The sequence below is a fragment of the Falsihalocynthiibacter sp. CO-5D18 genome (genome assembly GCF_041205445.1).
GTDB lineage: Bacteria > Pseudomonadota > Alphaproteobacteria > Rhodobacterales > Rhodobacteraceae > Falsihalocynthiibacter > Falsihalocynthiibacter arcticus.
On the sequence record NZ_JBGFCF010000004.1, the window covers coordinates 114514 to 128591 of the forward strand.

At 52.5% G+C, this 14078-nt stretch carries 15 protein-coding genes; 4 read left to right on the top strand and 11 right to left on the bottom strand.

The window, feature by feature from the left end; all coding sequences use genetic code 11:
• Positions 1-30: 30 nt before the first annotated feature.
• The 4 genes from AB9F27_RS07000 to AB9F27_RS07015 are packed head-to-tail and all read right to left on the bottom strand — an operon-like array spanning position 31 to position 4240.
• On the bottom strand, positions 31-516 hold the full coding sequence (locus tag AB9F27_RS07000; protein WP_335586261.1) for an N-acetyltransferase family protein: 486 nt from the start codon (positions 514-516) through the stop codon (positions 31-33).
• Complete coding sequence (locus tag AB9F27_RS07005; RefSeq protein WP_335586260.1) at positions 513-1133, bottom strand: VOC family protein; 621 nt, start codon at positions 1131-1133, stop codon at positions 513-515. Before AB9F27_RS07005 ends, AB9F27_RS07000 begins: the two co-directional genes overlap by 4 nt.
• A 58-nt stretch (positions 1134-1191) precedes the next feature.
• A complete protein-coding gene (gene scpA, locus AB9F27_RS07010) occupies positions 1192-3315 on the bottom strand; it encodes a methylmalonyl-CoA mutase (protein WP_335586259.1) in 2124 nt (707 codons plus the stop codon).
• Positions 3287-4240: a hypothetical protein gene (locus AB9F27_RS07015; RefSeq protein ID WP_335586258.1), complete on the bottom strand. Its 954-nt coding sequence runs from the start codon at positions 4238-4240 to the stop codon at positions 3287-3289. The genes scpA and AB9F27_RS07015 overlap by 29 nt, the downstream gene beginning before the upstream one ends.
• A 180-nt stretch (positions 4241-4420) precedes the next feature.
• Here AB9F27_RS07015 and AB9F27_RS07020 point away from each other — a divergent pair, with 180 nt between their 5' ends.
• A complete protein-coding gene (locus AB9F27_RS07020) occupies positions 4421-4873 on the top strand; it encodes a DUF4174 domain-containing protein (protein ID WP_335586257.1) in 453 nt (150 codons plus the stop codon).
• Positions 4874-4885: 12 nt separating this feature from the next.
• On the opposite strand, the gene AB9F27_RS07025 is transcribed toward AB9F27_RS07020, so the two are convergent.
• The 6 genes from AB9F27_RS07025 to AB9F27_RS07050 all read right to left on the bottom strand — a co-directional run bounded on the left by AB9F27_RS07025 (position 4886) and on the right by AB9F27_RS07050 (position 10451).
• Complete coding sequence (locus AB9F27_RS07025) at positions 4886-6886, bottom strand: acetyl/propionyl/methylcrotonyl-CoA carboxylase subunit alpha (protein WP_335586256.1); 2001 nt, start codon at positions 6884-6886, stop codon at positions 4886-4888.
• Between the two features lie 333 nt (positions 6887-7219).
• A complete protein-coding gene (locus AB9F27_RS07030; protein WP_039000167.1) occupies positions 7220-7600 on the bottom strand; it encodes a hypothetical protein in 381 nt (126 codons plus the stop codon).
• 186 nt (positions 7601-7786) lie between these two features.
• Positions 7787-7924, bottom strand: coding sequence for a hypothetical protein (locus AB9F27_RS07035; protein WP_169798703.1), 138 nt, complete (start codon positions 7922-7924; stop codon positions 7787-7789).
• Positions 7925-8129: 205 nt separating this feature from the next.
• Positions 8130-8519 carry a DUF6497 family protein gene (locus tag AB9F27_RS07040; RefSeq protein WP_369757623.1) on the bottom strand — a complete coding sequence of 130 codons (390 nt, stop codon included), beginning with the start codon at positions 8517-8519 and terminating at the stop codon, positions 8130-8132.
• On the bottom strand, positions 8516-8875 hold the full coding sequence (locus AB9F27_RS07045; protein WP_369757624.1) for a hypothetical protein: 360 nt from the start codon (positions 8873-8875) through the stop codon (positions 8516-8518). The genes AB9F27_RS07040 and AB9F27_RS07045 overlap by 4 nt, the downstream gene beginning before the upstream one ends.
• 43 nt (positions 8876-8918) lie before the next feature.
• Positions 8919-10451 (bottom strand): acyl-CoA carboxylase subunit beta, encoded by a 1533-nt coding sequence (locus AB9F27_RS07050; RefSeq protein WP_369757625.1) that lies wholly within the window; start codon positions 10449-10451, stop codon positions 8919-8921.
• Between the two features lie 189 nt (positions 10452-10640).
• Between AB9F27_RS07050 and AB9F27_RS07055 the strand changes: the two genes are divergently transcribed.
• Genes AB9F27_RS07055 through AB9F27_RS07065 form a run of 3 tightly spaced genes read left to right on the top strand, consistent with a single transcriptional unit; the run spans position 10641 to position 13790 of the window.
• Positions 10641-11852, top strand: coding sequence for a multidrug effflux MFS transporter (locus tag AB9F27_RS07055; protein ID WP_039000219.1), 1212 nt, complete (start codon positions 10641-10643; stop codon positions 11850-11852).
• A 58-nt stretch (positions 11853-11910) separates the two neighbouring features.
• Positions 11911-13311, top strand: coding sequence for a short-chain fatty acyl-CoA regulator family protein (locus AB9F27_RS07060; protein ID WP_369757626.1), 1401 nt, complete (start codon positions 11911-11913; stop codon positions 13309-13311).
• A gap of 29 nt (positions 13312-13340) precedes the next feature.
• On the top strand, positions 13341-13790 hold the full coding sequence (locus AB9F27_RS07065; protein ID WP_335586803.1) for a carbon monoxide dehydrogenase subunit G: 450 nt from the start codon (positions 13341-13343) through the stop codon (positions 13788-13790).
• A gap of 28 nt (positions 13791-13818) precedes the next feature.
• Here the strand turns inward: AB9F27_RS07065 and AB9F27_RS07070 are convergent, their stop codons facing one another.
• Positions 13819-14055: a DUF465 domain-containing protein gene (locus AB9F27_RS07070; RefSeq protein ID WP_335586802.1), complete on the bottom strand. Its 237-nt coding sequence runs from the start codon at positions 14053-14055 to the stop codon at positions 13819-13821.
• Positions 14056-14078 lie beyond the last annotated feature (23 nt).

A 14078-nucleotide genomic window follows, 5' to 3' on the forward strand; every position in this document is an offset into this window, starting at 1 on the left:
ACCTATCAGATCAAATGATTAATGTCAGGGCTATAGGCGCTTTTGCATCAGCACAAGATCAAACCAGCGGTCAAACTTTCTCCCAACTTCAGGAAGACGCGCGATTTCACTATAGCCGATAGCTGCGTGGAAAAGAACTGCTACGGTATTATCTGCGGAAACGCCTGCAATCATTGAATGCATTCCCCTGTTTTTCGCATGTTTCTCAATAACTTGTAAAAGAGATCGTCCAATCCCAAGTCCAGAGTTCCCCTCGCCAACGATGACCGTGTGCTCGACGGTAAATCTATACCCGTTCCCGCCTCGAAATTGGCCATACGTCGCAAATCCTAAAATCCTTCCGTCTAGTTCGGAGACGATAAACGGCTCCATAGCATTTTCTTTCTGTTCCAGGAGGACAACCATGTTGGCCTGCGTCTTTTGCTGGGAGTTGAATGTAAAAACGCTGTCGCGGATGATCGGATTCCAGATGTCTAGAATTGCGTCGATATCAAGTGGAGTGGCTATGCGGATCATTTGAGAGTGCGCTCACCGGTAGGTGTTTCAATTGATATTGCGAAGGCCGGTAAGTCACCCTGTACAAACCGAATTCCTTTTGGTGGCTGAAGAGGTTCAAGGGACGATGTGAGTTCGGTGGTATTTGGGTGTTGAATTGTTGCGTACAAAAAACGGCAGTTCACATCCGCCAATTCAGAAGCGGGATGGGCGTTGCCATGCCATTGAATGAGCGCAGGAAAGCACCCATCATACGGAAGCTTTCCATCTGCGGGAACGGCCATATCCCACCGGTATTTTCCGCGCTCAAAGGCCATCGGCTGTCCAACATTTTCAGGGGAATTTGCAATGGCGGCTTTTAGGTCATTTGTTCTGCAGATCCAGTTAGTGACGCGCGGATTTCCAGAGAAGGAATCAAGATCGAACCACCTCGGATGAGGGGGGCGAAGCGCGTTTGGATCTACCGAAATGACTTCGAGATAGATATTTGGCCCGAATGAAAGCAGCCGGTTGTGTGTTCCCATTTTGGGGTGTTGCCCCTGCCCTAACAACGCAATTCCCAATGTGTCTTGCACATATTCCACCCCCTGTGAAAGGGTTTCACAGGCAATTGCAAAGTGATCTATTTCAAGCGGCATAATTTTCAATCCTGTGGCAAAGGGGCGTTCTTTGATGACGCCCCCTTCAATAAATGCCTTAGGGTTTAATGAGACGCAATATTTCTTGTGCGGCCTGTGGAATATTTGTGCCGGGGCCAAATATTGCCTTCACACCTGATTTATAAAGGAAATCATAGTCTTGTTGCGGAATTACGCCCCCACAAATGACAATAATTTCTTCGGCCCCCTGCGCTTTCAGAGCCTCGATAAGTTTAGGCGCAAGTGTTTTATGTCCCGCAGCTTGGCTGGAAATCCCAACGATGTGTACGTCGTTGTCGATCGCATCCTGTGCAGCCTCTTCCGGCGTTTGAAACAACGGCCCGACGTCCACATCAAACCCAATATCCGCAAAAGCAGTAGCAATAACTTTTGCCCCACGGTCATGACCATCCTGCCCCATTTTGACGACCAACATCCGAGGACGGCGACCTGCTTCCTGAGCGAAATCATCAACCGATTTTTGAATTGCGGCAAAATTTTCGTCACCAGCATATGCTGCGCCATAGACGCCAGAGAGGGTTTTAACTTCCGCCCGATGACGCCCAAATGTTTTTTCCATGGCCATGGATATTTCTCCCACAGTAGCCCGAGCCCGCGCCGCATCGACGGCAAGCGCAAGCAAATTCCCCTCACCCGTTTTCGCCCCCTGTTCAAGCGCCGCGAGGGCGTTTTCACAGGCGGCGGCATCACGGCTCTGCCGGATGCTTGCGAGCCGCGCAACTTGTTCGACCCGAACGGCCACGCTATCCACATCTAGGATATCGATTGGGTCCTGTTGCGCTAAACGGAATTTGTTCACCCCAACAATCACGTCGTCACCGCGGTCAACCGCTGCCTGACGTCGCGCCGCGGCTTCTTCAATGCGCAACTTTGGCATGCCAGTTGCCACGGCTTTTGTCATACCGCCCATCTCGTCGATTTCTTGGATTAGTTTCCAAGCTTCATCGGCCAAATCGGAGGTTAGTTTTTCCACATAGTATGACCCTGCCAACGGATCGACGACGTTCGTTACACCCGTTTCATTTTGCAAAATTAATTGGGTGTTACGTGCGATGCGGGACGAAAAATCTGTAGGCAAAGCAATCGCTTCATCAAAGGAGTTCGTATGCAAAGATTGCGTCCCTCCCAATACCGCACTCATGGCCTCATAGGCTGTGCGGACGATATTGTTGTAGGGGTCTTGCTCTTGAAGACTCACACCCGACGTTTGGCAATGGGTCCGCAACACCAAAGAATTTTCTTTCTTCGGTGCAAATTCCGACATGATTTTATGCCACAAGAAACGTGCGGCGCGCAGTTTCGCCGCTTCCATAAAAAAGTTCATTCCAATGGCGAAAAAGAACGACAAGCGCGGAGCAAAATCATCAACGTCTAACCCCTTGGCTATCGCGGCTTTGACGTATTCTTTGCCATCGGCAAGGGTAAAGGCAAGTTCCTGCACAAGGTTCGCGCCAGCTTCTTGCATGTGGTATCCAGAGATCGAAATTGAATTGAATTTTGGCATTTCCTGACTGGTGAATTCGATAATGTCGCTGACAATACGCATGCTCGGTTCGGGGGGGTAGATATAGGTGTTGCGCACCATGAACTCTTTGAGAATGTCATTTTGGATGGTGCCCGAAAGTTGGCTACGATCCACACCTTGTTCCTCACCTGCCACAATAAAGCTCGCCAAAACGGGAATAACTGCACCGTTCATAGTCATGGAAACACTGACTTTATCCAGCTCAATCCCGTCAAAAAGGATCTTCATATCCTCAACAGAGTCAATCGCCACACCCGCCTTGCCGACGTCCCCCTCGACGCGCGGATGGTCACTGTCGTACCCACGGTGGGTTGCCAAATCAAAGGCTACCGAGACACCCTGCTGACCAGCAGCGAGCGCCTTTCGGTAAAATGCATTGCTCTCTTTGGCCGTTGAAAAACCAGCATACTGGCGGATAGTCCAAGGCCGCCCCGCATACATTGTGGCCTTCGGGCCGCGCGTAAAGGGTGCTGCTCCGGGCACGCCACCGAGGTGGTCCAATCCCTCCAAATCCTCAGCCGTGTAGAGTGGCTTTACGGCAATTCCCTCAGGGGTATTCCATGTCAGATCATCAATTGGTCGCCCACGCAATTCGCGGGCGGCGAGTTCAGACCATGCGTCTTTCTTCTCTGTCATTGGGGTGTCCTCTTAGGTAGGCGGGCTTGTTGTCCGCAACATCCTGACTGTCAGTCAAATTATCGAAACGCTGATGTTTCCCAGCGGTTTCACTATAGGATATCAAAGTGTCGTTATTGGTTTTTAACCACTCAAGGTCTTCGTGATACTGGGCGCGCAGCACTTGCCTATGGTGGTTCTGAAATGGTGGCCAATTAGTGCCCGAAATCACAGGGGTATTGCGCTCAATCAGGGCCCTTGAAATAGCCCGCCTATTGGGCGCTGCGTTGACCCAAGGCGCGTTTGCCCGTGAGGGTTGGAACGTTGCCCCCGTCATGAGCGCTATTTGGCGAACCGGATGACCCGCCATAGCTTCAAACGGCCAAACAAGGACTTCGGCGGAGGGGAAAACCGCCCTCGCCTCGCTGATAAGTGTTTTCCAGCGCCGGGGCTGTGTCACGAGCCTATCCACGGTATTTTCACTAGGAATAGCCAGTCCACGTGGGATCGCATGTGCCAACGCTGAGGTCCAATAACCTTCATAGGAGCGTAATGAAAAAGCGATTTGGCAGCAATGATCGCCAAAAGCATCAAAGAATCGTGAGAGCCGCGGCTGAAAGTTGGGATACAGGCGTTCGCTTTGGAGGTTTTGCATCATTGTGCCGATCATCGAAGGCTCGCTCACGATGAGTTGATGCACGCCAGATTTTTCCAGCCGATCCAGTTCCATACGAATAAGTTGTGTCGCACGGTCGCGACGGCGTGGCGTATCGGGCATGATGCTGTTTTTATGGGCCATGAGACCGGAAAACAGGCCACTTCTGGTGCGGTCGCCCCCCCAAAAAGCGACGCGCTGCTCACGTGCTTCGTCCTTGTTTTGCTCAAAAAAAACGGCCAAGCTTGCTGTCGCGGTGCGATGCGCACCGACGTGGAGAATGACATCCATTTTGTTCTTCCTTTTACCAAACAGGCGGGCCCCCAGGCGCCGCGCATATGTGATCAGGAATAACATTACAGACGATCCGTAATCATAGGATTAACAGGAAAAAAACCACAAGACCGCCACCACTGCCCCTGTGCAAACGCCTCAAGAGTGCCTATGTTTGATACGAACGGAAGGCGACACATGAAAATTTTAACTTTAGTTTTCCTTGCAGTAGCGGGGGTTTCTTCTTCGGCTTTAGCCCAAGACGTACGGCCTTTTGAACCCATTGACGCACAGGATACGACGCTGGAAGACCTAAAATGGGTTTCGCGTCCAATTTTGCTCTTTGCAATGCGTCCCGATGATCCACAAATTGTGCGCCAACTGGAAATGCTGCAAGAGCAGTGGCCAGCCCTTGTTGCCCGCGATGTAGTGGTGGTGGTCGACACCGATCCCACGGCAGAAAGTGATGTACGTATAGCCATCCGTCCCCACGGGTTTATGATGGTTCTGATGGACAAAGATGGCACGATTGCACAACGCAAACCCCATCCGTGGAGTGCACGAGAATTGATCCGTGCAATCGATAAAATGCCCCTGCGCCTAGAAGAAGAAAAAGAACGTCGTGTTGTTAATCCTCGAGCTTTGCAGTAAGGGGCATCCACTTTATTCGAACTCCATAATCACGTCGTCAACTGCAAGGCTATCGCCCGCTTGTGCATTGATTTTTGCAACCGTCGAAGCTTTTTCCGCCCGTAGGATGTTTTCCATTTTCATCGCCTCAACGGTGCAAAGCGCCTGCCCCTCATGCACGGTATCTCCAATGGCGACATTCACGTTCACAATCAAGCCCGGCATTGGGCAGAGCAACAGGCGTGAGGTGTCGGGTGCAATTTTCTCGAGCATAAGGTGCGCAAGTTCCGCCTGTCGCGGTGTTCGAACCCGAACTTTGATGTCCGCCCCGCGGCTACGAATGCGAAAACCAGAAGTGATTTTGTCCACTTTAAGGACTAAATCAACGCCACTGATTTGCAATCTTGCGAGGCGATCCCCTGGAACCCAGTCACTTACCACGCGCAGAGTTTCACCATCTTCAAACGAAATATTTGCACCTTTTGGGTCGGCTGAAATCGAGACAGGAAACGCTTGATCTTGAAGGGCAACAACCCATTCCGTACCGACTTTACGCTCGTGATTATCCATCCGTCCTGAGACGCGCGCACGACGGATTTCAGATACGCGATACATCGCGCAAGTCGCCGCTGCGATCCGGCGCAAGGCGTCTTCGGACAGGGAAACCCCGTCAAAACCATCGGGATATTCCTCTTCGATGAAGGCTGTTGTGATGTTCCCCGACGCAAACCTTGGATGATCCATGACGGCCGATAGAAACGGAAGATTATGGCCAATCCCTTCGACTTCAAAACTATCTAAGGCAACCCGCATCGCCTCGATCGCCGTTTCGCGCGTTGGAGCCCACGTGCAAAGCTTGGCAATCATCGGGTCGTAATACATGCTGATTTCGCCGCCCTCATAGACGCCCGTGTCATTGCGAACGACAACGGTGTCACTCACGGTTTCCTCGGGCGGACGATACCGTGTCAAACGGCCAATCGCGGGCAAGAAATTGCGGTAGGGGTCTTCGGCATAGAGGCGACTTTCGATGGCCCACCCGTTGCGCTGAACATCGTCTTGCTTGATCTGCAACACTTCGCCAAAGGCCACGCGGATCATTTGCTCAACAAGATCAACGCCTGTGATCAATTCCGTTACCGGATGTTCGACTTGCAGACGGGTGTTCATCTCAAGGAAGTAGAATTTACTCGCTCCGTCGACAATAAATTCAACGGTCCCAGCACTCGCATACCCGACCGCCTGCGCAAGAGCGACAGACTGCTCCCCCATCGCTTTGCGGGTGGCTTCATCCAAAAATGGACTCGGCGCTTCTTCGATGACTTTTTGATTGCGGCGCTGGATCGAGCACTCGCGCTCGTTCAAATAGATCGCATTGCCATGGCTATCCGCAAGTACCTGAATTTCGATGTGGCGTGGTTGGGTCACGAACTTTTCGATAAAAATCCGGTCGTCGCCAAAACTGTTAGCGGCTTCGTTTTTACTGGATTGAAACCCCTCGCGCGCCTCTTGGTCATTCCATGCAATTCGCATGCCTTTACCACCACCGCCCGCACTCGCCTTAAGCATAACGGGGTAGCCGACTTGATTGGAAATTTTAACCGCTTCATCCGCGTCCGCAATCACCCCCATATAGCCAGGCACCGTCGAAACCCCCGCTTCTTGAGCGATTTTTTTACTGGTGATTTTGTCGCCCATGCTCTCGATTGCATTCACAGGTGGGCCAATAAAAGCCACGCCAATATCGGCTAACGCTTGAGCAAAAAGCTTGTTTTCGCTTAGGAAGCCATAGCCCGGATGTACGGCGTCCGCCCCAGATTCCTTCACCGCACGCAAAACATTCTCGATGACGATATAGGATTGGTTTGCAGGCGCGGGCCCAATGTGAATGGCCTCGTCCGCCATTTGCACATGCAGCGCCCGACGATCCGCGTCTGAATAAATCGCTACGGTTTTGATCCCCATCTTTTGGGCAGTCTTAATAACACGACAGGCAATTTCGCCGCGATTTGCAATGAGGATCTTTTTAAACATGGGACTTTCCTTAACTTGGGGCCAATACGCGCGAAACAACGCGCGGAAAAGCAAACCTACGGCCCAAGCGATGTTTGGGTCGTGTTGGATATGATGCGTAAATGGGGAGGCGCGTACGCCGTATTTTCCCGAAAATGGGCTCGACCTGGGGAGAGCCGAGCCCAGAAGGGGAAGGGTGACGCGCGGAGCGCGTCGCAGCGAGCCACAGAATAGAAAGACCCGCTACAAATACAGCCTGCACGAGAGTAGCAGCACTGGGAAGCCGATTGCTTGCACTCCCCCTAAGTTGGGCCGAAACCTGCCGATGTATCTGAGAAGTAAGCAAAAACACGCCTAGTACTCCTCGTCATCGGGGTCAAATTCATCCACGCTCACAAAGGCGTCTGGGAAATTCGCCCGCGCGACAGGCTCGTTGATTACGAGCATCGCCTCATAGCTTTTGGGATCAAAGGGCTCTTCGGCGGCGATGACCTCGCGTCCGAAAAACCAACTCAGACGCCCCGAATCCAAGTTCCCGCGCTCAAAGGGTTCGTTACCGAAGTGCGTCCACAGAGCGAGAATAAATCCCGCATCCGCCCGCCGATCTGCGGGGCGGCGATCCGCATAGCGCTCGCGGCGAATGAGTGGTGTTGGGCCTTTTTTATTGTCGCGCCGAATAGTGAAGTGGAAATCAGTGCCTGTGAGGCGACTGGGAAAGCCGCGATGTTTTAACATGGAATACCCCTATTTGTTTGAATTCGCGCAAGCTTAGAGGAAGCCGCAGGCAAGTTCATCGGGGAAATGCTAAGAATGGAAAAATCTGAGGGAAAAACGGTCGAGACTATCCGAGGACATTTGAATTCGGCTCCTCGAACTGCAGCCGAGGGGAAGGCAGGACTTACGCCCTGCCTATCTTGTGTTTTAGTATTTGGACATTGTCGGTTCTTCGACGATTGGCTCAACTTCAACGTATACTGTTTCTTCTTCGGAAGCGCCGCCACAGGCCGCAACCAAAGACAAAAGACCAATGGCGAATAGAGCTTTGATAGAATTGGACATATATGTCTCCCTGTACTGTTCTTGAAAGACGCAATCGAAGCGAATGCGCCAAGCGTCTCGCGCATTCTCCAAAAGAAATGCGTTAAGCTTGTCCCCACAGTATCCGCCCGCCTAAAAAAGAAAACCCCCCGCAGATATTTGGCGGCGATTTGATGCACGAATGCATGTTTTATCCCGCCATTACATAAGCCTAACGAAGTTCCCATCAGACATCTCCCCAGTCACAAGTGGCGTCGCGGACCACAAAATTATCAAAGAACTGAAGGATATCTGGGTTTGCCTCACCAAATGCGAGGTCCTGTTGAGAAAGCGAAATGACAAGGCCAACTTCGCCCCCGACATTCGCCGCCAAGACGCGCGGCAGGGCAAAAGTTTCACACAGAAACAGAATATCTTCTGCCGCGGTGTCATACTCAATGCCAGTGCCGTCGCGGGTGATTTCTGGCGCGACAAACCGAAAAATTGCATTCGGTGTTTCTGCCTCCTCCGCCCAAATCACCTGTTTGAATTCAATGGATTGCCCCGACGGCACCGCAATGGGGTCAGCCAACGCCGCGCTCCCGATCCCGCACAAGACAATGGAAAGCCGCTTCATGCGTCCACCGCGTCTGCGGATATTGCGGCATGGCGCAGCCACCGCGCCCGCAATTTTGGGTCTGCAAGGAGTGCTGAAATCTGAGCCTCTATAGCGGGTTTTGGGAAGGTTTTGGCAGCGACTTCGCCACCTGCCGTGACATGCAATTCTGCGCCCTGCCCTTCAATCAAAATCACTGGGGAAAACCCGCGCAAATCTTGCAAGGCTCGCCACAAATCTTGCCGAATCTGCTGCGCCAACCGACCGCGCGCACAGAGGGGAAAGACACTTTGTGCCGACACATCAAAGACAACTTCGCCACGTCGCGAAAGCGCGAGACTATCTGACGTTCGTTGAATATGCCATTTTCTGCGCACGGTGCATTCCGTTAATTAAAGGGTTGGGCCACTTCACACTGACTTACAGCGGGATATTGTCGTGTTTTTTCCACGGGTTCTCGAGCTTCTTATTCCGCAGAGAGGCAAACGCGCGCGCCACCCGTTTACGTGTGCTGCGCGGATGAATGATCTCGTCGATGAAACCACGCTCGGCGGCCACAAACGGATTGGCAAAACGCGCCTCATAGTCCGCCGTGTGGGCCGCGATTTTTTCATCATTGCCGATGTCGCCACGGTGAATGATTTCAGTTGCTCCTTTGGCCCCCATCACCGCGATTTCGGCCGTGGGCCATGCGTAGTTAAAATCGCCGCGCAGGTGCTTACTCGCCATCACATCATAGGCGCCACCATAGGCTTTGCGGGTGATTACGGTCACCTTGGGAACGGTCGCCTCGCCATAGGCAAACAGCAATTTAGCGCCATGTTTGATCACACCGCCGTACTCTTGGCTTGTGCCAGGCAAGAAGCCGGGTACATCAACCAAAGTCAGGATCGGGATTTCAAAGGCGTCACAGAAACGGACAAAGCGGGCTGCCTTACGAGAGCTATCAATGTCAAGACAGCCCGCCAGCACCATCGGCTGGTTCGCAACGACGCCGACGGTAGAACCTTCGAGCCGAATAAAACCAGTGATGATGTTCTTTGCGAAATCCTCTTGGATTTCATAAAAGTCGCCCTCGTCGCCGATTTTGTGGATCAGCTCCTTCATATTGTAGGGCGTATTTGTGTTCTCAGGAATAAGCGTATCGAGACTTTCCTCGATCCGATCCGGCGCATCAAAAAATGGCCGCACAGGTGGCTTTCCACGATTATTCAGGGGGAGGAAATCCACAAGACGGCGCACCTCTGTGAGGGCCTCGACGTCATTCTCAAACGCGCCGTCGGCAACGCTGGACTTCTTAGTATGGGTGGACGCGCCGCCAAGTTCCTCGGCGGTCACAACCTCGTTGGTCACAGTTTTCACCACATCAGGGCCCGTCACAAACATATAAGACGTGTCTTTGACCATGAAGATAAAGTCGGTCATCGCAGGTGAATACACGGCGCCACCAGCGCATGGCCCCATAATCAAGGAAATTTGTGGCACAACACCGCTGGCCATAATGTTGCGCTGAAACACTTCGGCATAACCTGCAAGACTGGCAACACCTTCTTGAATCCGTGCGCCGCCCGAGTCGTTAATGCCAATAATGGGCGCGCCATTTTGCATCGCCATATCCATGATCTTGCATATCTTTTGGGCGTGGGTTTCCGAAAGTGACCCTCCGAAAACGGTGAAATCCTGAGAGAACACATAGACCATACGGCCGTTGATGGTGCCCCAGCCGGTAATAACCCCATCGCCTGCCGGGCGCTGTTTTTCCATACCAAAATCGGTGCAACGATGTGCGACGAACATGTCGAATTCTTCAAAGCTGCCCTCATCAAGCAGAAGCTCAACACGTTCACGCGCCGTCAATTTCCCTTTGCCGTGTTGCGCATCTATGCGGCGCTGACCGCCGCCCAGTTGGGCTTGATCGCGGCGCTCAGCGAGCTGGGTGTCAACATCTTTCATGGGACGTCCTCCGGTCGGGATTCGTTATCTATTGCTGGACCATACCCACCCAATGGCAAAAGCCAAAGGTGAATTCAGAATATTTGCAAACTCATTTGCAACACTCAATTGAATACTGCAAATATGCAAATCTCCACTTTCAGCGCATCGCCAATGGACATTCTCAAATCGCGCCTCTACATCTTTCGAATGGATGAGAAACCCACCGTTCGGCTTTTAGATCGAACCACCCCACCAAATCTCGGAACGTTAATCCTCCTCGCAGGACTAGCAGCGCTCTCGATGAATATCTTCCTGCCATCCCTCGCTGGCATGGCAGACCATTTTGACACCAATTACCGCCTCATTCAGCTCTCCGTAGCCCTTTATCTAGGCGTCAACGCAATCTTGCAGGTCTTCATCGGCCCCCTTTCCGACCGGTTTGGTCGTCGCCCGATCATCTTAGGCGGAATTGTGATCTTCCTTATCGCGACCCTTGGATGTATTTATGCACCCTCAGTTGAGATATTCTTATCTTTCCGCATGTTACAGGCCGTAATAGTAACAGGAATGGTCCTCTCACGCGCTATCGTTCGTGACATGGTTGGACAAGACGAAGCCGCCTCAATGATTGGCTACTTAACCATGGGCATGTCGATTGTCCCGATGGTTGGCCCAGCGATCGGCGGCGTCTTGGACACCCAATTTGGCTGGCAAGCCAGCTTTTGGATGATGTTCATTCTCGGCCTAGGCCTCCTTTGGCTTACCTTCTATGATTTAGGCGAAACCGCATCCAGAACCAGCGCGAGCTTCCGCGAACAGGTCCGCCAATACCCAGAACTTTTCAGCTCCCTTCGGTTCTGGGGCTATGTTGCCTGCGCCACTTTTGCATCAGGATCTTTTTTCGCCTATCTCGGCGGGGCACCGTATATTGCTAGCGAAGTGTACCTCCTCCCCCCTGAATGGACAGGCATATACTTTGGTGCTCCCGCGCTCGGTTATTTCGCTGGGAATTATATCTCTGGCCGCTTCTCGCGACGGTTTGGCATCGACAAAATGATCCTGTGGGGAAGTTTACTCTGCACCGCGGGCATGGGCGCCTCTTATTTAACCTTCGCATTTTCCGAGGGGTCAGTTGAAATTTTCTTTGCCTTTATGACATTTATTGGCCTAGGAAACGGCCTCGTGTTGCCCAATGCAAACGCAGGCATGCTGTCGGTGCGCCCACATCTCGCAGGCACGGCAAGCGGAATTGGTGGCGCGATCATGATTGGCGGCGGCGCGGCCCTTTCGGCCTTTGCTGGCACCCTCCTTAGCCCTGACGCGGGCCCCCTCCCCTTGGTCACCCTCATGCTCGCCTCCTCTGTCATGGGTGTCATTTCTATCCTTTTCGTCTTGCGTCGAATCCAAACGATCGGTTAACTTTGCAAAACCCGAAGACCGGTCGGCAAAACTGCAAAGCTCGGAAGCAAAGGCGAAAATGGCAACTCAAAAACTCTACGCTGGGGTAAAGCTTCGGGAAACGCGCACTAAGTTGGGGCTAACTCAGAAGGCGTTTGCCGAAAAACTGGGGGTTTCGCTCCCCTACCTCAACCAAATGGAAAACAATAAGCGCCCGATAAGTACGGGTGCGGTTTTGGCCCTCGCGCAGGAATTTGGTTTTGATGTTACAACGCTTTCCATCGGTGATTCCGAACGGATGGTCAGTGATATGCGCGAAGCCTTTGCGGACCCCGTTTTCACTGACGGGCCACCACCTCTCGCGGATATGCGTCTGGCCGCGTCAAACGCACCTGCGCTAACCCGTGCGTTTCTGGACCTCCATCGCGCCTACCGCCAAAGCCACGAACGCCTCGCATCCCTCGACGAGATTTTGGGGCGCGAAGATAGCCGCATCGCCCCAAGCCCGTGGGAAGAAGTTCGCGACTTCTTTCACTATTGCGACAATTACATTGATGCAGTTGATCGCGCGGCCGAACGGGTCGCCGACCCTGAGCATGGGGGTATCACGTCGCAAGACCGCGCGACGGATGCTCTGAATGCGCTTGGTATTCAGGTAGACTTTCAGGGTGATACAGTCTTAAGAGGGTTCAACCCTGTTACCCGCACCCTAACTCTCTCCAAATTTATTTCGCCACCAACGAGACGATTCCAGCTCCTTTTGCAACTCGCCTTCCTAACACAAAACGAACTTCTGGAGGCGACATTGGATCTGGCACGGTTCCAAACAGAAGAGGCGCGCGAGATAGCAAAAATCGGGCTCGCCAACTATTTTGCAGGGGCTGTCCTCCTACCCTACCGCGCCTTTTTGAACGCCGCACGCGAGACACGGCACGACCTTGAACTTTTGGCAGCACAGTTTGGCGCATCCATTGAGCAAGTCGCCCACAGATTATCCACACTTCAACGCACGGGTGCCAAAGGTGTTCCGTTCTATTTCGTACGCGTCGATCAGGCCGGCACGATAACAAAACGCCATAGCGCCACTCGCTTGCAGTTTGCCCGCTATGGCGGAGCCTGCCCGCTTTGGAACGTGCATCGCGCGTTTGAAACACCAGGACGTTTTCTCAGACAATTAGCGCAAACCCCTGATGGGCTTAAATATTTCTGCCTCGCCCGCGATGTTTCAAAGCCAGCAGGCTCGTTTAAGGCGCCCGTCCGCCGCTATGCCATCGGCTTGGGTTGTGAAGTTAAACACGCAGAACACCTTGTTTACGCTGACGACTTCGACGTGAAAAATGATCGGGCCTTTGAACCCATCGGCGTAAGTTGCCGCATATGTGAGCGCCCGAATTGTCATCAAAGATCGGTCCCGCCACTCGAAGCGCGGCTAAAAGTTGACCACAACGCACGGGGTATCCTACCCTATGAAATTCAATAACCTGCCCAAATTCTCAAAGGAAAGATGACATGGAACTCAGCGACACGCGCATCCTCGCGGCCGACCGCGCAACGGTTTGGGCCCACCTAAACAACCCAGAAACGCTCGCGGCCTGCATCCCCGGATGTGAAGAGTTAACAGGCTCAGCCGAGGAAGGTTTTGAAGCGGTTGTAAAACAGAAAGTTGGTCCCGTAAAAGCAACCTTTAAAGGCGCAGTTACCCTTTCGGATGTCGATGCGCCAAACGGGTACAAAATTTCCGGAGAAGGCAAAGGCGGTGTCGCAGGTTTCGCCAAAGGTGAAGCCGTTGTGACACTGCGCGACGTCGACGAAGGCACTGAACTCACCTATGAGGTCGAAGCGAAAGTTGGTGGCAAAATTGCACAACTCGGCAGTCGCCTTATCGATGGTTTCGCAAAGAAAATGACCGCTAAGTTTTTCGAAAAGTTTCAAGAAATAGTCGAGAAGCCAGAAGGTTAGCTTCTCGACGTAGAAAAATTATGACCAGCTAAGCGGAGAGTATTGCCCAGATTTGATCCTTCAAAGCCATGCGTTTCTTGCGCATTTCCTGCTCGTTTAGCGCGTCGGTTGGCTCAACGTTTTCTTCTGCGCGGTGCACTTCTCGATTACATACGTGATACTCGTCGGCCAAGCGGGAAAAATGCGGATCGCTCAACTTCAAAGCATGCATTTTTTCCACGTGCTCAGGAAATTCTTCCGCGAGTTCGTGTGGGGTATGGGACATATGTTTTCTCCTGTTGGTTTCTT

Excerpts from the sequence above, each read along its gene's own strand:
- AB9F27_RS07050 (WP_369757625.1), bottom strand. The coding sequence starts at position 10,451 with ATGAAAGATGTTGACACCCAGCTCGCTGAGCGCCGCGATCAAGCCCAA.
- AB9F27_RS07030 (WP_039000167.1), bottom strand. The coding sequence starts at position 7,600 with ATGTTAAAACATCGCGGCTTTCCCAGTCGCCTCACAGGCACTGATTTC.
- AB9F27_RS07070 (WP_335586802.1), bottom strand. The coding sequence starts at position 14,055 with ATGTCCCATACCCCACACGAACTCGCGGAAGAATTTCCTGAGCACGTG.
- AB9F27_RS07005 (WP_335586260.1), bottom strand. The coding sequence starts at position 1,133 with ATGCCGCTTGAAATAGATCACTTTGCAATTGCCTGTGAAACCCTTTCA.
- AB9F27_RS07035 (WP_169798703.1), bottom strand. The coding sequence starts at position 7,924 with ATGTCCAATTCTATCAAAGCTCTATTCGCCATTGGTCTTTTGTCTTTG.
- AB9F27_RS07040 (WP_369757623.1), bottom strand. The coding sequence starts at position 8,519 with ATGAAGCGGCTTTCCATTGTCTTGTGCGGGATCGGGAGCGCGGCGTTG.
- AB9F27_RS07055 (WP_039000219.1), top strand. The coding sequence starts at position 10,641 with ATGGATGAGAAACCCACCGTTCGGCTTTTAGATCGAACCACCCCACCA.
- AB9F27_RS07025 (WP_335586256.1), bottom strand. The coding sequence starts at position 6,886 with ATGTTTAAAAAGATCCTCATTGCAAATCGCGGCGAAATTGCCTGTCGT.
- AB9F27_RS07060 (WP_369757626.1), top strand. The coding sequence starts at position 11,911 with ATGGCAACTCAAAAACTCTACGCTGGGGTAAAGCTTCGGGAAACGCGC.
- AB9F27_RS07015 (WP_335586258.1), bottom strand. The coding sequence starts at position 4,240 with ATGGATGTCATTCTCCACGTCGGTGCGCATCGCACCGCGACAGCAAGC.
- AB9F27_RS07000 (WP_335586261.1), bottom strand. The coding sequence starts at position 516 with ATGATCCGCATAGCCACTCCACTTGATATCGACGCAATTCTAGACATC.
- scpA (WP_335586259.1), bottom strand. The coding sequence starts at position 3,315 with ATGACAGAGAAGAAAGACGCATGGTCTGAACTCGCCGCCCGCGAATTG.
- AB9F27_RS07020 (WP_335586257.1), top strand. The coding sequence starts at position 4,421 with ATGAAAATTTTAACTTTAGTTTTCCTTGCAGTAGCGGGGGTTTCTTCT.
- AB9F27_RS07065 (WP_335586803.1), top strand. The coding sequence starts at position 13,341 with ATGGAACTCAGCGACACGCGCATCCTCGCGGCCGACCGCGCAACGGTT.